Here is a 17,056-nt window from a genome sequence, read left to right as displayed (position 1 = left end):
GCCTCGCATGAGCACTGTCCCGGCGTGGTGTGGATCTCCATGCCATCGCAGGCCCGCCATCGAAGCCGGATGAGGGTACCTCGGAATTTCACCGATGGAGTCGACCACGCCTCCTAGCGTCGTGCACGCCCCGTAGCGCCGTTGAGTACCTCCCAGGTCGCGATCTCGTCGACGCTGACCGGCTTCTTCAGGACACCGAGCTGTTGGTACTCGCTGAGCGCGCTCTCCCAGAGCGCCTTGTCCATCCACCCCCATCCGTGCTGCTGGGTCTGGGGTCCGTAGAGGAAGTCAGGAAGAAGGGTCTTGATCTCCTCAAGCTCGTGCTTCTTCTGAAGCCCGGGAGCGGCCTCGGCCACCATGTCGACCGCCTGCTGTGGGTTGTCGATCGCGTAGGCCCATCCCTTGGAGACCGCTTCGAGGAAGGCGACCAGCTCGTCTCGGCGGTTGGTGAGGGTTTCCTCCGTGGCGATGTAGTAGTTGGACTGGATGCGCACGCCGTTGTCCCACAGGGTCTGGTGGTTGAGGCCCTTCTCCTTGGCGGGAGCCAGTTGCTGGAGGTTGAGCACCCAGGCGGCGAAGAGGTCTACCTGCCCCGTGATGAGCGGGGTCGTGTCCGCGCCGACCTTGACCAGTTCGACGTCCGACAGGTCCAGGCCGTTCTTGCGGAGCAGCGCGGAGAGCAGGGGCTCTCCACCGACCTGCACCCCGATCTTCTTGCCCTTGTACTGACTCACGTCGGTGATGCCGCTGCTCTTCAGGGAGAAGTAGGCCAGCGGCGCCTTCTGCATCGCGGCGCCGAAACAGCGGACGGGGATGCCCTGACTGCGCGCCAACATCAGCGCGGGCGCGTAGGTGATTCCGACCAGGGAGTTTCCCCCCGCCACCAGCGGGATCGGATTGGCGTTCGGGCCACCTGGCCGGGTGGCGACCGTCAGCCCGACTTCCTTGAAGTACCCGAGCTTGTCGGCCGCGATCTCGCCGGCCGACTGGACGTTGGCGAGCCAGGCGAGCTGCAGGGAGAGATTCTTCGCGCCGGGCGCGGCGGTGTTCTGTGTGCCCGCGTCGCGACGGTCCTGCCCGCAACCCGCGAGCAGAGTGGCTGAGCTTAGCCCGGCGACGCCTGCGAGCGCTGTCTTGAGCACGGAGCGCCGGGAGAGATCATTGTTTGACATGGGTGTCCTCTGGGGGTGTTCTCATGAAAGGAGAGGCCGTACGGAGAATGCACCGAAAGCCGAGATGTGAGCTCGACGTGTCGGCGGCCTGGGGACTGCGAGCTGCCGGTCGGTAGCGTCGGCAGTAGTTGGGGGCGCACAGATGCGAGCCGCCCTTGATGACGAAGCGCGGAATATGGGCTTGTGGCATCGCGAGATCCCACGCGTCGTCCGGAACTCGCGGGGTGCCGCAGCAGGGTGACGGGGCTTTCGCTGACCGGCGGGTGGCGGTCCACCAGCTGGTGGTCCACTCCCACACGTTTCCCGTCATGTCGTGGAGGCCGTACCGGTTGGCCGGGTAGGAGCCGACGGGGGAGGTCCCCACCCAGCCGTCCGCGGCGAGGTTCTCCCAGGGGAATCGGCCCTGCCAGGTGTTCGCCCGGTGCTCCCCGCCGGGGGTGAACTCGTCGCCCCACTCGTAGCGCGCCTGGTGCAGACCTCCGCGCGCGGCGTGCTCCCACTCGTCCTCGCCGGCGAGCTCGGCTCCTCGCCAGCGCGCGTAGGCGCGGGCGTCCTCGATCGTGACGTGGACCACCGGATGGTCCTCCACACCGGCGATGTCACTGCCCGGCCCTGAGGGGTGATACCAGGTGACGCCCGGTACGACCTGCCACCACTGCGAGGCGTCGTGCAGGTCGACTGGATGGTCACCGGGAGTGAAGAGCAGAGAGGAGGGGGCTCGCAGGTCAGGAGGCAGGTCGCGGTACACGCTCGCGTCCAGCGGACGTTCCGCGTCGGTGACATGGCCTGTCGCCTCGACGAACTCAGCGAACTGCCGGTTTGTCACCGGGCAGGGGTCCATCCAGAAGCCGGCCACGAGCACCTCGCGCGCGGGGGCTTCCTCCGGATACGCGGTGTCACACCCCACGATGGTTCTGCCGCCGGGAATCCAGACCATTCCCTCGGCGGCAGCGGGCCCGGTCATGTGGGACGCTCCTCAAGCAGTCTGAGGTCCAGTCGCAGCAGACGCTCCAGCACCCCACCACTGAGTACCGGTGAGGCGCTGTCACGCCCAACGGCCAGGCCGAGGAACGAGACGTTGTTGAGCGTCAGGGGGATACGTCCCTCGCCGACGGTCACATCGTCGATGAGCAGCCGGACGCTGCCGCCCTGCTCCCGCGCGGGGCGAAACGAGATCTCCACTCGCGCCGGGACGGCGGGAACGGGCATCCCGGCACTGACACGGGTGCGGTGGCCGAGCGCGTTGTACTCGTAGACCAAGATCCCGTCGATGATGCCGAGCCCGTGCCCGGTGAGCGCGCTGCCCTGGGCGAACACCGTCCCGTCGCCCTCCCCGGCCAGCAGGTCTGCCCGGCAGCTCCAGGCAAGCCTCGCCAGGTTGGGGGCGAGGCCGTACGGAACGTAGGTCGGCGGATACAGGGTCCACCGGGTGCGTCGGTAGGCGGGGGCGACGTGGCCGCCGTTGAGCATGTCGCGCATGGGACGGTCGTCCAGCGGGAGGATGCCGTTGGCCTCGGCCTCCCGCCACCAGAGTGCGGCCAGTTGCTCGACGAGACGAGGTTGCTGGGCGGCGAGGTCGTGGCATTCCGAGACGTCGGTGTGGAGGTCGTACAGGTGCCACCGGTCCTGGGCGTAGTCCGCACCCGTCATGTGCTCGGCGACGATCTTCCATCGCTCGTGCACCAGCGCCCGGTGACCGAACATCTCGAATGCCTGGGTTCGGCGGCCTGCGGGGATGTCCGGATCGTCGAGTACGGCGGCGACGCTCCGCCCGTCCATCGGACGTTGCAGCACACCGGCGATCGACCTCGGCGGGTCGATGCCGGCGACGTCGAGGATCGTCGGGGTGATGTCGATGGCGTGCACGAACTGCGTCCGCACCGCCCCGGCGTCTCCGATCCTGTGGGGATAGCGGACCAGCAGCGGCGTGTTGACACCACCGCCGTCCACGTACTGCTTGTAACGCCGGAACGGGGTGTTGCTCGCCATGGCCCAGCCTGCCGGGTAGTGCGGGGCGGTCGTCCTGCCCCCGGCTGACTCAAGGAAGCGCTCCGACTCGGACAGCTCCTCCGACAGGCCGTTGTACGGGGCGAGCACCTGCATGGCGCCGCTCCCGCCCTCGTGACTGGCACCGTTGTCGCTCAGCAGCACGATCATCGTGTCGTCGAGAACGCCGCATTCGCCCAGTGCGTCGAGCAGCCGTCCGATCTGTGTGTCGGTGTGCTCGAGGAAGGCCGCGTAGGTCGCCTGCAGCCGGGTGGCGACGCGGCGCTGCCGGTCGTCGAGGTCATGCCAGGCCGGTATGTCCTGGGGCCGCTCTGCCAGCTCCGTCCCCTGTGGAACGATCCCAAGCTCGATCTGCCGCTGGAGGCGTTCCAGGCGAACCCGGTCCCAGCCGTGCGCGAAGACCTCGTCGTACTTCTCCACCAGGTGCACCGGCACCTGAAACGGCGCGTGGGTCGCGCCGAAGGCCAGATAGAGGAAGAACGGCCGGTCGGCAGCCAGTGAGGTCTGTTCGCGTACGAAGAGCACGGCTTCGTCGGTCAGGTCTTCGGACAGGTGGTAGTCGTCGCCGAAGTCCCGGCGTATCCGTGTGTTGTCCCGGACGAGCTCCGGTGTGTAGTGGTCGGTCACCCCGCCCATGAAGCCGTAGAAACGCTGGAATCCCCGGCCCAACGGCCAGTTGTGGAAGGGGCCGGCGTGCGAGGTCTCCGTCAGCGGCGCGAGGTGCCACTTGCCGACCGCCATGGTCGCGTAACCGTTCGTGTCAAGGATCTGGGCGAGCGTGCCGCAGGTGGCGGAGATCTGGCCACGGCAGTTGGGAAATCCGGTGTCCACCTCGGACAGGAACCGCATACCGACGTTGTGTGAATTCCGGCCGGTGAGGAGGGCCGCCCGGGTCGGGGAGCACAGTGGCGTGGTGTGGAAGTTCCTGAAGCGCAGGCCGTCGGAGGCGAGCCGGTCGATGTTAGGCGTCCTGATCTCCGATCCGTAACAGCCGAGGTCCGCGAATCCGGTGTCGTCGAGGACGATCACGACGATGTTGGGCCGGTTTGAGTGGCTGGGAGTCTCGGGCCACCACGGCGTGGACTCGGTGACGGAGGTGCCGATGACGCCGCGGAACTCTTCCTCGAAGGTCATCGCGCCGGCTCCTGCTCCCAGCGCACGATCAGCTTCTCGGCGACGGCGACGAGCCCGAAGGCGATTATCGCGAGTATCGAGACGACCAACATCGTCGCGTACAGCAGTGTCGTGTTGAAGTCGAACGTCGACTGGATGATCAGGTAGCCGAGTCCCCTGTCCGCGCCGATCCACTCACCCACCACGGCGCCGAGCACGCAGTTCCCTGTTGCGATCTTCAGTGCGGAGAAGATGAAGGGAAGGGCGCTGAACACCCTCACCCGCAGGAACGTCTCCCACGGCCGCGCCGAGAGGATCGCCATGAGCTCCAGCATCTTGGGATCGACGTTCTTGAAGCCGACGATCGCGTTGACCAGCGTCGGAAAGAACGAGATCAACGCCGCGATCACGATCTTGGGTGTGGCGTCGTTGCCAAAGATGATGATGAGGATCGGCGCGATGGCGATGATCGGGACCGTGCGCAGGCCGACCACGATGGGAAAGGTGAGTCGTTCGAGGAACGGGCTCATCACGAAGACGACGGCCAGCGCGATGGCCGCGGCGTTTCCGATCGCGAAGCCTAGGAAGGCCTCCTGCGCGGTCTGACCGGTGTTGGAGTAGATGAGTTCCCAGTTGTCGACAAAAGCGGTGAAGACCTCCGAGGGGGCCGGCACCAGGTAGACGGGCACGGCAAAGGCCCGAACCACGGCTTCCCACAGCGCGACGAACAGGACGAAGCCCATGGCCGGTACGAGAGTTCGCGCGATCGGTGACCGCTTCTTCGACCTCCTTTTTTCCTGGAGGCGGCCGTGCTCACGAGTGCCCGACTGGACGGTCACAGTTCCTCCTCGGTGAGCAGGCGCCGCAACTGGGCGACGATGCCGGTGAACTGGGGGCTGTCTCGCAAGGACAACTCGCGGGGGTACGGCAGAGGCACCTCCACCGTCGCCCTGACGCGACCCGGTCTGGAGGACATGAGGATCACGCGCTGCCCGAGGAACACGGCCTCCGGGATCGAGTGCGTGACGAAGACGATCGTCGTCTTGCTGGCCTGCCAGATGTCCAGAAGCTGGACATTCAGCCGGTCGCGGGTCAGCTCGTCCAGGGCGCCGAACGGCTCGTCCATCAGGAGAATGTCGGGCTTGGTCACCAGCGCCCGCGCGATGGCGACCCGCTGCCGCATTCCTCCCGAGAGCTGGGACGGGTACGCCTGAGAGAAGGAGGTGAGCCCGACCACGGCGAGAGCCTCGTCCGGCGACATGCCGAGCTTGCCGCGCACGCGCGATGGCCCGACCTGGGTCGGTAGGAGCACGTTGTCGATGACTCGCCGCCAGGGCAGCAGGGTGGCGTCCTGGAACACGAAGCCAACGCGCCGATGCGCCCGGGCGGTGCCTGGGCTGTCGCCCAGGACGTTCAGCTCTCCCTCCCCGGGATGCAGCAGGTCGGCGATGAGGCGCAGTGTGGTGGACTTGCCGCAGCCGGAAGGGCCGAGTACCGACAGGAACCCACCGTGCCCGACCTCGAAACTCACGTCGTCAAGAGCGACGATCCTGTCACCGCCGACGGTGAAGGAGACGGTGACCCGGTCAAGGGCGAGTGCCTTGCGGTCACCGGTGTTAGGTAGTGTGTCTGATTTTTCACGCTCGGTCGATCTGTTCATCGCCGCTCAACTTCCTATCCGACCGGCATGTCCGACGCCTCCGATGAGCGGTGGCGTCAAGTTGCCGCTGATAAGGCCATCAGGATAGGTTGGACCTTCTACCTCGTCAATATTCATTCCGGCAGAATCGGTGCTGTCGGATGGGCAGTAGTGGTGTGACCGGAAGCAAGGAAGGGTGGGCCTGATGCCATCACAACCTGCGACGCGATCAGTGCAGCGCACTCAGCGGAGCGCCCTCGTGCGGGAACTACTCGAACGATTCCCCGCCGACTCCAAGCTGCCCCCCGAGGTGACCCTCGCCTCCGACCTCGGGGTTTCACGCAACACGCTCCGCGAGGCGTTGGAGGAGTTACGTGTCCGTGGGCTCGTGGTTCGCCGGTGGGGCATAGGCACCTTCATGGCGAAGCGGCCCGAGCAGATCGAGTACACGCTCTCGGACCTGGTGTCCGTCGAGACGCTGCTCACCGCTGCCGGACGTGTGTGCCGCATCGTCGAGCAGCCCCACGGGAAGGTGCCGGCGGACGACGAGGTCGCCACCGCCCTGCATGTCCCGCGAAAAAGCGAGGTCTGGAAGACCGACCGGCTCTACTTCGCCGACGAGATCCCCGTGGTGTGGGTCCACGAGTTCCTGCCCGCCTTGCTCGACGGAGTCTCCATCGACCCTCAGGGGGTGGGCGATGACATCCAGGCGTACTTCGCGCAGCAACTCGGCATACCCCTGAGTCACGCCGACGCCTACCTGGAGCCACTGGTGCCGGACGAGAGGATCTCCGAATTGTTGGACGTCGATTCCTCGACGCTGGTGGTCCGCACCTGGCAGACGATCTATACGGTCAGGGGGCACACCGCGGTGTACGCCGTGGCGACGTTCCGGCCCGACATCCTCCACATCAAGTTCCAGCGTCGCCCCCCTGTCCTGTAGCGCCAGTGAGCGGGCTGCTGCACGTCACCGGCTACAGCCGCCGTGTCCTGGCCGTGCTGCGCTATCTCGGCTCCCGACGCCGGATCCCGGCCGGTCGAAGATCGAGGATACGGCGGCCGCCCCGGGACGCCCGCCGCTCAGAGCCGGAGCTCGTCCTCCTGGGCCGAGGTGAGGTCGCTGGGCCAGAGCCGGTAGACGTTGAGGCGCGTCTCGTAGTACTTGTCCGTCTCGCCGACCCACTGCATGCCGATGCGCCTGGCCGTGCCGGCACCGCGCTCGTTGTTCACCCGCACGACCGCGACGAGCTCGTGGGCACCGATGGAGAAGGCCCATCCGGCCAGGGCGCGGCCGGCCTCGGTGGCGTAGCCGTGACCCCAGAAGTCAGGGGCGAGCTGCCAGCCGATCTCGATGTCCTCCTCGTCGGGCGGCAGGTACCTCAGGGAGAGGCCGCCGATGATCCGCTGGTCGGAGTTGCGGACGATCGCCCAGCGGCCGAGCGGGGGCGTCAGGGTTTCACGGTTGCGTTCCCATGCCTCGAGCGTGGCCCGCATGGCCCCCTCACCGTCGAGCCGGTTCATCGCTGGGGACAGCCACCGGGTGACCTCCGGTGTGCCGTAGATGGCCAGAGCATCGCGGGCGTCCTCGGGACTCCAGTCGCGTACCGTGAGGCGGTCGGTGGTCAGTAACGCCATGGTCTTCCTCTCCCCGGCGAGCGAGCCGGCCGTGCGGCGACGAGAGAACAGCGAGTAGAAGAAAGTATCGTTTTCTTGCCGGAAATGTCCGATGTGTTGCCCTTGTGAGGGTACGCCTATCTGGCTGCCGCCGACCAGCCGGGTGGGAATTACCTGTTCAGGGGTGATCGCCCTGGCCCAGCCTCCGGCCGGGCGCCCCGCGCGGCGGCGGTCAGCCCTCCAGGGCGTACTGCATCACCCGGAGCTTGGCCTGGGCCTCGGCGAGCTCGGACGCGGGGTCGGAGTCGCCCATGATGCCGCACCCGGCGAACAGCCGGGCCCGGGGGCCCTCGATCTGGGCGCAGCGCAGCGCGATCCCCCACTCGCCGTCCCCTCGCGCGTCGATCCAGCCGACAGGACCGGCGTATCCGGCGCGGTCCATCCCCTCAAGCTCGCGGATGACGCCGAGCGCGGCCCCGGTCGGGGTGCCGCCGACGGCGGCGGTCGGGTGCATGGCCGCCACCACGTCCAGGACCGAGATCCCCGCCGACAGCCGCCCGGTCACCGGGCTGGCCAGGTGCTGGACGTTGGGGAGCACCAGGAGTTCGGGCTCCTCGGGGATCTTCAGCTCGGCGCAGAGCGGGTCGAGCGCCTCCCGTACCGACGCGACCGCGCAGACGTGCTCGTAGCGGTCCTTCTCCGAGGAGAACAGGGCCGCGCCGCGTGCCATGTCGTCCGCCCGGTCGCTGCCCCGCGCGATCGTGCCGGCCAGCACCAGGGACTCGATGGTCTCCCCGGTACGCCGGACCAGTAGTTCGGGGGTGGCACCGACCAGCCCCGCGCAGGAGAAGGTGTAGCACTCCGGGTAGCGGCCGGCCAGGCGGGCCAGCAGCAGGCGGACGTCGATCGCCCGCTCCGCGACGGCGGTCAGGTCACGGGCGAGCACCGTCTTCTCCAGCCGGCCCGACCTGATCCGCCGGACGGCGCGGGCCACGGCGTGCTCCCACTCCGGCGCGCTCAGACTGCCGTCGCCGTACCGGATCCTGCCCGGGTCGCGGAGCGGGGTGACGGTGTCGAGCCGCTGCTCACCGACGGCGGTCAGCCAGGCGCGGCCGTCGCGGCGGGCGAGGATGGTCCGGGGGACGAGGAGGACCGACCCGCGTGACTCCGGGTCGAAGGTGAACGAGCCGAAGGCGACGGGGCCCGAACCGGGGGTCGTCACGTCGTCGTCGACATCCGCCTCGCCGAAGAGATCCGACAGCCGGTCGCGAGCCCAGTCGAAACGCCGGGGGCCGGGCGGCACCTCCAGGCGCAGGGCCTCGCCCCAGGCCACGAGGCCCTCCCCGCGCCTGACCCAGGCATAGGGCGCGGTCTCCGGCAGTCGTGCGAACAGGTCACCGGGGTCGTCGACGGAGGTGGTTCTCACCACGAGAGGACGGGTTGATCCGAGCGCTACACTCACCCCCGCCACTCTATGCCGGAAACTGAACATGTTCGACGGCGGTTCCCCCCGCCAGCACGGCCGCCACGCGGTGTCAAGAAAACCAAGGCACTCGGTCAACGGAACCTGCCACCCTGGCCTGCGGTGATACATCCGAAGCAGACGCGATCTCTCAGCGGAGGTGTCATGCTTCGCAGGACTGTGACAGCACTCACAGGGCTGGCCGCCCTGACGGCCGGCTGGACCGTTCCGGCCGGGGCGACACCGGTGGAGCAACCCTGGCGGCCGGTGGTCATGGCCGCGCTCGGAGACTCCATCAGCGCGGGGTTCAACGCCTGCGGGTGGTACGTCACCTGCGCCTCGCGTTCCTGGTCGACCGGCGAGCACCGCGATGTCAGGAGCCACTACCTGAGGTTACGCGCCCTGGACGTGGCACTCGCCGGGCACAATGTGAACCTCGCCGTCCCCGGCTCCACCAGTGCCGACCTGGCCGGGCAGGTGACGCAGGCGGTCGGCCACCGCGCCGACTACGTGACGCTCCTGATCGGCGCCCAGGACGTCTGCGTGTCCGAGGAGCGGCTGATGACCCCCGTGGCCGTCTACGAGAGCCGGGTGGCCGGGGCACTGGCCCTGTTGCGGGCGGGCAGGCCCGACGCCCGGGTGTTCGTGGCGAGCATCCCCGACATCAGACGGCTCTGGCAGACCGGCAGGGACAACCTGGTGGCCCGCGGGTTCTGGGAGGTGGGCCGGATCTGTCCCACCATGCTGGCGCGCCCCACCTCGACGTCGGCGGCCGACCAGGCCCGCCGTGACCGCGTGCGCGCCCGGGTGATCGGTTTCAACGCCGCACTCGCCAGGGTCTGCGCGGCGTATGGCCCGAACTGCCGGTTCGACGGCAACGTGGTGTTCGGGCAGACGTTCACGCTGAGCCACATCAGCAAGTGGGACTTCTTCCACCCCAACGCCGCGGGCCAGCGGCTGATCGCGGAGAAGACCTACGGCGCGATGCGCGACTGGCTCGCGGAAGAGGCCCCGGAGCCCGTCCTCGCCCCCTGAGCCGGCAGCTCGGGGCGGCCTGACAAGTCGCCGCCCCCTTCAGAGCCAGCCGTTGTGCCGGGCGGTGCGGGCGGCCTCGATGCGGTTACGGGTGCCGGTCTTGCCGATCGCGGCGGACAGGTAGTTGCGGACGGTGCTCTCCGACAGGTGCAGCCGCCGCGAGATGTCGGCGATCGTCGCGCCGTCCGCCCCCGCGGCCAGCACGTCCCGCTCACGATCGGTCAGCGGGCTGGCGCCGGTGCTCAGCGCGGCGGCGGCCAGCGCGGGGTCGATCACCTTCTCGCCCGCCAGGACCCGGCGGATCGCCGCGGCGAGATCCTCGACGGGACCGTCCTTGACGAGGAATCCGGCGGCGCCCGCCTCCATCGCCCGGCGCAGGTAGCCGGGCCTGCCGAAGGTGGTCAGGATCAGCACCCGGCAGCCGGGCAGGCGGTCCCGGAGGCCGGCCGCGGCCTCCAGGCCGCTGATCCCCGGCATCTCGACGTCCAGCAGGGCGATGTCGGGACGCGTGTCCAGCGCGGCGGCCACGACCTCGTCGCCCCCGGCTACCGTGGCGACGACCTCGATGTCGTCCTCCAGACCGAGAAGCAGGGCCAGCGCGCTGCGCATCATGCCCTGGTCCTCGGCCAGCAGCACCCTGATCATGAAAGCGTTCCTCCTTGGCGGAAAACCAGCGATCTTGCGGGCGGAGGGCAAGCGATCATGAAAGGTTCCTCCCCGGTGGAAGAGCGCCGATCATGGGAGCGTCACCCTCAGCACGAAGCCGTCGCCGCCGCCGGCCTCCAGCGTTCCGCCGAGCGCGACGACCCGCTCGGTCAGGCCGCGCAGGCCATTTCCCAGGGCGCCCGCGCCGGCCCCCCGGCCGTCGTCACGGATCTCCAGCACCGTGCCCTCCAGGGTGATCTCGCAGGTGCGGGCGGCGCTGTGGCGGACGACATTGGTCACGCCCTCCCGTACGGCCCAGCCCAGCAGGGCGTCGGCCTCCGGCGCGGGGCGGCCCTCGGAGACGGTGACCGTGGCGGCGATGCCCGCGTCGGCCAGTACCGTGCGCGCCGAGGCCAGCTCGGCGGCCAGCCCGCGCCCCCGGTAGCCGCTGACCGCGGCCCGCACCTCGGTGAGCGCCTCCCGGCCGACCGTCTCGATGTCGGCCGCCTGCCGAGCCGCCGCCTCCGCGTCGCGGGGAACCAGCCGTCGTACGGCCTCTGCCTTGACCACCATCATCGACAGGGTGTGCCCGAGCAGGTCGTGCAGGTCGCGGGAGAACCGCAGCCGCTCCTCGGCCACCGCGGCCCGGGCCAGCTCCTCACGGGTCTCCTGGAGCTCGGTGATCACGGAGAAGAGCTTCAGGACGACGCTGACCACCAGGCCGCCGGTGGCCGTTCCCCAGGTGGCCAGGGAGATGCTCGTCCAGCCGGCTCCCGCGCGCCACATCACCGCGGTCAGCGCGAGCGTCAGCACGGTGAGGAGGAGGTAGACGGACCTGCCGCGCAGCACGACCCCGCAGGCGATCGTCATCAGCGGTGCGAGGTAGAACCAGTTCTGCGCAGGCCCGGTCAGCAGCAGGAAGATCACCACCAGCAACCCGGCCAGGGCCACGGCCGCCGCTCGTCGTCGGCCACGGAAGGACAGCCGGATGCAGAGCACGTACAGGGTGGCGAAGGCGACGACGCCCAGCGCGGCCGGCGGCGCCGGCCGCACCTGCCCCGCCACGAGGTCGCTGATCGGGGGATAGGCGATCAGCAGCCACGGATAGAAGGCGAGTTCCCCGGGCCCCTGCCTTCTCAACCTTCCCGACCATTTCCGTCTGGCCGCTCCCAGCCGTTTCGCTTTCGCCTTCTTCGGCCCTTGCGGCCTCTCCCGCTCCGTCACCTCCGGCCTCCCGCTCATCCGGCCACTCCTATCACGCGACTCGCGCGATTCACACCACGCGCCCGGCCCGGCGGTAGCCGTACACCGCCAGGACGCCGAAGGCGACCAGCCAGCCGGTCAGGATCAGCGCCACGCCGGCCCCGGGCGCCTGGCCGAAGGCGATCTTCCGCGCCAGGTCGGCGTAGGTGAAGCTCGGCGTCCACTCCGCGAGCGTCTTCAACCAGGAGGGGAAGCCCTCGGTGGGCAGCCACAGACCTCCGACGATCGCCAGCGCCATGTTGGCCGCGATGTTGAGCACGGCGGCGGTCTGGCCGCTGAACCGGTAGCCGATGGCCAGGCCGAGCAGGGTGAAGGGCAGGGAACCCGCCCAGAGCAGGAGCACGATCGAGACCCACTGCCAGATCTCCAGCCGTACCCCGTTGAGCAGCGCCGCCGACAGGCACACGCCGGCGATCGCGGGCAGCACCACGAGCATGCCGGTGCCCGCCTTACCGGCGATCACCCATACCGGCGCCAGGGGAGTGATGCGCAGCTGCCGCAGCCAGCCCGCCGTCCTGTCCTCGGCGATGCCGGTGCCGTTGTTGAAAGCCGAACCGATCGCGCCGAAGGCGGCCATGCTGACCATCACGTGCAGGGCGGCCCAGGTACGGTCGTCGCCCGCTATGCCGAGGTTGGTGAAGATCAGGTACATCACCACGGGCATCGTGAAACCCATGATCACGTATCCCGGGTCGCGGCGGCTTCTGGCGATCTCCAGGCGGATGTAGCCGAGCATCAGGCGTCCACTCCCGTCAGTGCGATGAAGGCGTCCTCGAGCGCGGCGGGGACCACCTCAAGGTCTCGTACGGCTCCGGCCTCGGCCAGCGCCAGGACCGTGGCGTCGGCGTCGCGGGTGCGCAGGTGGGCGCGGTTCCCGTGGATCTCCACGGAGGTGACCCCGGGAAGGCGTTCCAGCAGTGCGACGTCCCCGGCGGTGGCGGTGACGCTGACCGTGGTCAGCGGGACCAGGCGCTTGATCTCCCGGCTGGTGCCGTCGGCCACGATCCGGCCCCTGTCGATCATCACCACCCGGTCGGCGTACTCGTCGGCCTCCTCCAGGTAGTGGGTGGAGAACAGCACGGTCCTGCCGCGCGCGGCGAAGGCACGCATGCTCTCCCAGAACTCCCGCCTGGCCCGGACGTCCAGCGCCGCGGTCGGCTCGTCCAGCAGGATCAGCTCCGGGTCCCCGGCCAGCGCCAGCGCGAAGCGGAGGCGCTGCGCCTGGCCGCCGGAGAGCCGTTCCACCCTGCGGCCGGCCAGTTCCTCCAGCCCCGCGACGGCCATCACCTCCGGTAGTGGGAGCGGCGCCCGGTATGTCCCGGAGACGAAGCCGAGCAGCTCGCCGACCGTGGTCCGGGAGACGAGGCCGCCCTCCTGGGGCATCGCCGCCAGCCGCCCACCCCGGATCGCGGCCTCAGGGGTGCCCCCGAACACGCGTACCGTCCCGGAGTCGGCGGCCAGCAGCCCGAGCAGCAGCCCGATGCTGGTCGACTTGCCCGCGCCGTTGGGGCCGAGCAGGGCGACGGTCTGCCCGGCGGGGATGTCGAGGCTGAGGTCGTCCACGGCGCGTACCGCCCCGAAACGTTTGGTCACGTTCTTGAGTGACACCGCGTCATTCGTCATGCGAAAGACGCTACGGAGGGTGCGGGATCCCAGGTAGATCCATCGATCCAGGGCTGCCCGGGACAAATGTCACCCCTCGGTGCTCGCGGAATTCCCGGCCCGTCACCGGAACCGCAGCGTGGAGGCCCCCGGTGTGCACGGCGGGCCTCCACGAGCCCTGTCGTGGGGGCATCGGGCGGAGCGTGCCGGCCGCTCTCGGCCTCGCCCACCCGTTCCTGTTCCCGCCCCGCCCCGCCAGGCTTTCGTCTCAGACCGCCAGCGCGGCGAGCGCCGCCGCGGTCTCCTCCGGCTTGGAGAACATCGGCCAGTGGCCGGTGGGCACCGAGGCGAAGCTCCATTCGGGCCCGGCGAGCGCCGCGAAGAACGGGTGACCGGCGGCGATCATGGCGTGCACCTGCTCCAGCGGGAACGAGCACGCGATGAGCGTCTTGGGCAGCGCGTCCGCGCCGCCCTTGAGCGCCAGGGGCTGGGTCATCGTCCCGTACGGCTGCGGGGTCGCGCGGGAGACGAACCACTCGCGCTCGGTCTCGCCCAGTCCCTCCAGGCTGGCTCCGGCCCGCTCCTGCTCCTCCCAGGACGGGAGTGGGTAGCCCACCCCGTCGCCCTGCTCGGCGACCCGCTTCTCGATGAACGCCCGCCACTCGGGCTCGGTGGCGTCCAACTGGGTCATGCCGTCGGCCAGCGGACCGCTGTCGAGGTAGACGATCCGGGAGACGCGCTCGGGAATCCGGTCGGCCGCGCCGGTGACCGGCGCGCCGGCCCCGCTGTGGGCGACGAGGATCACCTCGTTCAGGTCCGCGAAGACGACCGTGTTGACGATGTCCTGGATGTGGGTCTCCAGGTCGACCCCGGGGCCTGCCAGGTGCGCTCTGTCGCCGAGCCCGGTGAGCGTGACCGGGTGGACCTCGTGCCCGGCCTCGCGCAGTGGCCGGGTGACCTTCTCCCAGGCCCACGCGCCCAGCCAGAGACCGGGAACCAGTAGGTAAGTGCTCATATGTCTGCTCTCCTTCGTTCGTCTGGTTTCACCCTAGAATCGAATCCGGACAGTATCGGTCCTGATTTTTGAGGAGAATTCGAATGACCGCCGCGAGGGTCCTCGCGCTGCTGGAGCTGCTGCAGGCCGCCCCCGGCCTGACCGGCCCCGAACTCGCCGCCAGGCTGGAGGTGGACGAGCGCACGGTGCGCCGCTACGCGGTGCGGCTGTCGGAGCTCGGCGTGCCGGTCTCGGCCGAGCGGGGCCGGCACGGCGGCTACCGGCTGCTGCCCGGCTACAAGCTGCCGCCGCTGATGCTCACCGACGACGAGGCCACCGCGGTGGTGCTGGGGCTGCTGGCCGGACGGCGGACCGGGCTGGCGGTGGGGGAGACGGCCACCGAGAGCGCCCTGGCCAAGATCCAGCGGGTGCTCCCGGGGCCGCTGCGCGAGCGCGTCGACGCGATCTCGGAGACGCTGGACCACACCGGCGTCGCGACGCGGGCACCCGCCCCGAAGGCGGGCCCGCTGCTCGCCCTCGCCGACGCCGCCCGTCGCCGGGTCACCGTCCGGCTGGCCTACCGCTCCTGGCGTGGCGACGCCTCGACGCGCGATCTGGACCCGTACGGCATCGTCTTCCACTCCGGCCGCTGGTACGTCACGGGCCTCGACCATGACAGCGGGGAGATCAGGACCTTCAGGGTGGACCGGGTGGCGAGCGCCGCGCGCACCGAGCGGAGGTTCTCGGCCCCGGACGGCTTCGACCCGGTCGCGCACGTGGTCGGATCGCTGTCGGCGGTGCCCTACCGCTACGAGGTCAGGGTGCTGCTGGAGGCCACGCTGGAGGAGGCCGCCGCCCGGATCCCCGCCGCCACGGCGACCCTGGCCGAGACCTCCGCCGGGGTGCTGCTGGCCACCAGGGCCGACCGGCTGGCCGGGATGGCCCAGATGCTCGCCGGCCTCGGCTGGCCGTTCACCGTCATCACCCCCGCCGAACTACGCGACGAGATCAGAGCCCTCGCCGCCCGCCTCCTCGCCTCCGCAGACGTCACCCCGCCCTGACCTCGGCGCTTCGCGGTGTCCCGCCGAGGAGACCATCTGGCCGCACCGACCGCGATCCGGTCGCTGGGATAGTTGCCTTTGGCAAGTCTCCGCCGGCGGGCGGAGGAGGATGTCAGGGATGACGAAAGGCGATCATGCTGATCAGAGCGGCGCAGGTGGTCGAGGCGGACCTCCTGAGCGAGCTGGCGGTTCGATCCAAGGCGCACTGGGGCTACGACGAGGCATTCATGGCGGCGTGCCGGGACGAACTGGCCATCTCGGCCTCGGAGGTCGAGAAGCTGCGAACCATGGTGGCCGAACACAACGGCCGCGTCCTGGGTTTCGCCACTCTGGAAGGGAACCCGCCGGAGGGGGCCTTGGGCATGCTCTTCGTCGAACCGGACGCCATCGGCCAAGGCGTCGGCCGCCGCCTGTTCGAGCATGCCGTCGCCGCTGCGGGGGACCTCGGCTTCGCGCGCCTGACCATCGACGCGGACCCGAACGCGGAACCGTTCTACCTGGCCATGGGCGCCACCAGAATCGGCGCGACCCCCTCAGGTGCCATCCCTGGGCGGTTGCTACCCCTGCTCGCGATCACCATCGTCGGACGCGACGCTGACCATTTCGGCTCGTAGGGGTCGATGGTTGCGAAAAAACCCAGGCGGGTCGAGCTGAGGACATCCTCATGTCCCCGCTATTGCGCATGGGGCGGGCTTGACAAGCGTGGGTCGGTGGTCCCATCACGCGCGGCAGATCCTCTACCTGACGTTGAACGCCGCCGAGCCGGATCGGCAGGGTGCCCGAGGGTTACGGCTCCTCGCCGTGAGCGCGTCGGCGGCCTTCGTCGAAGAATTCGTAGATGGCTTCGGTGTGCGGCAGTTGGGTGAGTGGGCGGGCGGCGCCGAAGGAGACGTTCCAGAACTGGCCGGTTCGTGGTTGCCCGGGGCCGACGTAGGCGTACGGCTCGGGTATGTGCCTGTCACCCGGCGAGACGCCGTAGTTGACCTCGTCCAGGGTGACACCGATGTCGAAATGCTCCGGCCAGAGCACCGGCGTCATGCCGGGAGCAAGCCTGCGCAGGGCCGCATCACCGTCGCCGAGGGCGCGGGCGATCACCATTGCCGCCTGCGGATCGACATGTACGCGGTCGTCGGCCGTGACCCCGGAGCCCTCGGAGTACAGGCCCTCGGGGGCGCCGGCCACGATCCCGGCGGCAGCCGCGAGTTCGGCGTAGGTCACCCCGGTCAGCTTCCCGAGCGGTCGGCCGCTGGTGAGCAGCAGGTCTCCGTTGACGGCCACGTCGGGGGGCTTGGTGGTGGCGAAGCCGCCGGGGACGGCCCGGAGCCTGATGGTGCCGCTTTGGCGGTACTGCGGCCCGGCCAGTACGAGTTCGGCCACTCCATGCAGGCTCTGCCTGGTCAGGACCAGTGTCGTCATGTCCACCGGCGTCTCCTCCCACGTCGTGTAACC

At 69.5% G+C, this 17,056-nt stretch carries 17 protein-coding genes; 4 read left to right on the top strand and 13 right to left on the bottom strand.

Going from position 1 to position 17,056, the window contains the following annotated elements:
- Positions 1-113: 113 nt before the first annotated feature.
- From ABZU75_RS22560 to ABZU75_RS22540, 5 genes are read right to left on the bottom strand one after another with little or no spacing between them, the layout of a single operon-like run.
- Positions 114-1,172 (bottom strand): ABC transporter substrate-binding protein, encoded by a 1,059-nt coding sequence (locus tag ABZU75_RS22560; RefSeq protein ID WP_355557385.1) that lies wholly within the window; start codon positions 1,170-1,172, stop codon positions 114-116.
- The gene (locus ABZU75_RS22555; protein WP_355557381.1) at positions 1,159-2,136 is read right to left on the bottom strand and encodes a formylglycine-generating enzyme family protein; all 978 of its coding nucleotides are present in this window, start codon (positions 2,134-2,136) and stop codon (positions 1,159-1,161) included. Before ABZU75_RS22555 ends, ABZU75_RS22560 begins: the two co-directional genes overlap by 14 nt.
- A complete protein-coding gene (locus ABZU75_RS22550; protein WP_355557378.1) occupies positions 2,133-4,313 on the bottom strand; it encodes an arylsulfatase in 2,181 nt (726 codons plus the stop codon). The genes ABZU75_RS22555 and ABZU75_RS22550 overlap by 4 nt, the downstream gene beginning before the upstream one ends.
- On the bottom strand, positions 4,310-5,131 hold the full coding sequence (locus ABZU75_RS22545; RefSeq protein ID WP_355557375.1) for an ABC transporter permease: 822 nt from the start codon (positions 5,129-5,131) through the stop codon (positions 4,310-4,312). Before ABZU75_RS22545 ends, ABZU75_RS22550 begins: the two co-directional genes overlap by 4 nt.
- The gene (locus ABZU75_RS22540; RefSeq protein ID WP_355557372.1) at positions 5,128-5,952 is read right to left on the bottom strand and encodes an ABC transporter ATP-binding protein; all 825 of its coding nucleotides are present in this window, start codon (positions 5,950-5,952) and stop codon (positions 5,128-5,130) included. The genes ABZU75_RS22545 and ABZU75_RS22540 overlap by 4 nt, the downstream gene beginning before the upstream one ends.
- Positions 5,953-6,190: 238 nt before the next feature.
- Here ABZU75_RS22540 and ABZU75_RS22535 point away from each other — a divergent pair, with 238 nt between their 5' ends.
- On the top strand, positions 6,191-6,874 hold the full coding sequence (locus tag ABZU75_RS22535) for a GntR family transcriptional regulator (RefSeq protein WP_355557369.1): 684 nt from the start codon (positions 6,191-6,193) through the stop codon (positions 6,872-6,874).
- Between the two features lie 137 nt (positions 6,875-7,011).
- Here the strand turns inward: ABZU75_RS22535 and ABZU75_RS22530 are convergent, their stop codons facing one another.
- Together ABZU75_RS22530 and ABZU75_RS22525 are read right to left on the bottom strand one after the other, a co-directional pair.
- Positions 7,012-7,566: a GNAT family N-acetyltransferase gene (locus ABZU75_RS22530; protein WP_355557367.1), complete on the bottom strand. Its 555-nt coding sequence runs from the start codon at positions 7,564-7,566 to the stop codon at positions 7,012-7,014.
- A gap of 211 nt (positions 7,567-7,777) precedes the next feature.
- Complete coding sequence (locus ABZU75_RS22525; protein ID WP_355557364.1) at positions 7,778-9,007, bottom strand: isochorismate synthase; 1,230 nt, start codon at positions 9,005-9,007, stop codon at positions 7,778-7,780.
- Between the two features lie 180 nt (positions 9,008-9,187).
- Here ABZU75_RS22525 and ABZU75_RS22520 point away from each other — a divergent pair, with 180 nt between their 5' ends.
- Complete coding sequence (locus ABZU75_RS22520; protein WP_355557361.1) at positions 9,188-10,042, top strand: GDSL-type esterase/lipase family protein; 855 nt, start codon at positions 9,188-9,190, stop codon at positions 10,040-10,042.
- A 39-nt stretch (positions 10,043-10,081) separates the two neighbouring features.
- Here ABZU75_RS22520 and ABZU75_RS22515 read toward each other — a convergent pair whose 3' ends face one another.
- The 5 genes from ABZU75_RS22515 to ABZU75_RS22495 form a co-directional block, all read right to left on the bottom strand.
- Entirely contained in the window at positions 10,082-10,687 is a 606-nt protein-coding gene (locus tag ABZU75_RS22515) for a response regulator transcription factor (RefSeq protein WP_350929080.1), read from the bottom strand.
- Positions 10,688-10,777: 90 nt separating this feature from the next.
- Positions 10,778-11,827, bottom strand: coding sequence for a histidine kinase (locus tag ABZU75_RS22510; RefSeq protein ID WP_355557357.1), 1,050 nt, complete (start codon positions 11,825-11,827; stop codon positions 10,778-10,780).
- A 133-nt stretch (positions 11,828-11,960) separates the two neighbouring features.
- Positions 11,961-12,686 carry an ABC transporter permease gene (locus ABZU75_RS22505; RefSeq protein ID WP_355557354.1) on the bottom strand — a complete coding sequence of 242 codons (726 nt, stop codon included), beginning with the start codon at positions 12,684-12,686 and terminating at the stop codon, positions 11,961-11,963.
- Complete coding sequence (locus ABZU75_RS22500) at positions 12,686-13,573, bottom strand: ABC transporter ATP-binding protein (RefSeq protein WP_355557351.1); 888 nt, start codon at positions 13,571-13,573, stop codon at positions 12,686-12,688. The genes ABZU75_RS22505 and ABZU75_RS22500 overlap by 1 nt, the downstream gene beginning before the upstream one ends.
- A 247-nt stretch (positions 13,574-13,820) precedes the next feature.
- Positions 13,821-14,567: an alpha/beta hydrolase gene (locus tag ABZU75_RS22495; protein WP_355557348.1), complete on the bottom strand. Its 747-nt coding sequence runs from the start codon at positions 14,565-14,567 to the stop codon at positions 13,821-13,823.
- Positions 14,568-14,650: 83 nt separating this feature from the next.
- Between ABZU75_RS22495 and ABZU75_RS22490 the strand changes: the two genes are divergently transcribed.
- Positions 14,651-15,607, top strand: a complete 957-nt coding sequence (locus ABZU75_RS22490) for a YafY family protein (RefSeq protein WP_355557345.1) — start codon at positions 14,651-14,653, stop codon at positions 15,605-15,607.
- A 134-nt stretch (positions 15,608-15,741) separates the two neighbouring features.
- Entirely contained in the window at positions 15,742-16,221 is a 480-nt protein-coding gene (locus tag ABZU75_RS22485; protein ID WP_355557342.1) for a GNAT family N-acetyltransferase, read from the top strand.
- A gap of 172 nt (positions 16,222-16,393) precedes the next feature.
- On the opposite strand, the gene ABZU75_RS22480 is transcribed toward ABZU75_RS22485, so the two are convergent.
- On the bottom strand, positions 16,394-17,023 hold the full coding sequence (locus ABZU75_RS22480) for a hypothetical protein (RefSeq protein ID WP_355557339.1): 630 nt from the start codon (positions 17,021-17,023) through the stop codon (positions 16,394-16,396).
- Positions 17,024-17,056: the final 33 nt, after the last annotated feature.

Source organism: Streptosporangium sp. NPDC005286 (genome assembly GCF_040607515.1).
Taxonomy (GTDB): domain Bacteria; phylum Actinomycetota; class Actinomycetes; order Streptosporangiales; family Streptosporangiaceae; genus Streptosporangium.
The sequence above is the reverse complement of the archived record's forward strand: the minus strand, read 5'-3'. Positions and strand labels throughout refer to the sequence as shown.

What these genes read in the sequence shown, in the direction of transcription:
- ABZU75_RS22560 (WP_355557385.1), bottom strand. Translation starts at nt 1,172, where the DNA reads ATGTCAAACAATGATCTCTCCCGGCGCTCCGTGCTCAAGACAGCGCTC.
- ABZU75_RS22555 (WP_355557381.1), bottom strand. Translation starts at nt 2,136, where the DNA reads ATGACCGGGCCCGCTGCCGCCGAGGGAATGGTCTGGATTCCCGGCGGC.
- ABZU75_RS22550 (WP_355557378.1), bottom strand. Translation starts at nt 4,313, where the DNA reads ATGACCTTCGAGGAAGAGTTCCGCGGCGTCATCGGCACCTCCGTCACC.
- ABZU75_RS22540 (WP_355557372.1), bottom strand. Translation starts at nt 5,952, where the DNA reads ATGAACAGATCGACCGAGCGTGAAAAATCAGACACACTACCTAACACC.
- ABZU75_RS22530 (WP_355557367.1), bottom strand. Translation starts at nt 7,566, where the DNA reads ATGGCGTTACTGACCACCGACCGCCTCACGGTACGCGACTGGAGTCCC.
- ABZU75_RS22515 (WP_350929080.1), bottom strand. Translation starts at nt 10,687, where the DNA reads ATGATCAGGGTGCTGCTGGCCGAGGACCAGGGCATGATGCGCAGCGCG.
- ABZU75_RS22505 (WP_355557354.1), bottom strand. Translation starts at nt 12,686, where the DNA reads ATGCTCGGCTACATCCGCCTGGAGATCGCCAGAAGCCGCCGCGACCCG.
- ABZU75_RS22500 (WP_355557351.1), bottom strand. Translation starts at nt 13,573, where the DNA reads ATGACGAATGACGCGGTGTCACTCAAGAACGTGACCAAACGTTTCGGG.
- ABZU75_RS22495 (WP_355557348.1), bottom strand. Translation starts at nt 14,567, where the DNA reads ATGAGCACTTACCTACTGGTTCCCGGTCTCTGGCTGGGCGCGTGGGCC.
- ABZU75_RS22490 (WP_355557345.1), top strand. Translation starts at nt 14,651, where the DNA reads ATGACCGCCGCGAGGGTCCTCGCGCTGCTGGAGCTGCTGCAGGCCGCC.
- ABZU75_RS22485 (WP_355557342.1), top strand. Translation starts at nt 15,742, where the DNA reads ATGCTGATCAGAGCGGCGCAGGTGGTCGAGGCGGACCTCCTGAGCGAG.
- ABZU75_RS22480 (WP_355557339.1), bottom strand. Translation starts at nt 17,023, where the DNA reads ATGACGACACTGGTCCTGACCAGGCAGAGCCTGCATGGAGTGGCCGAA.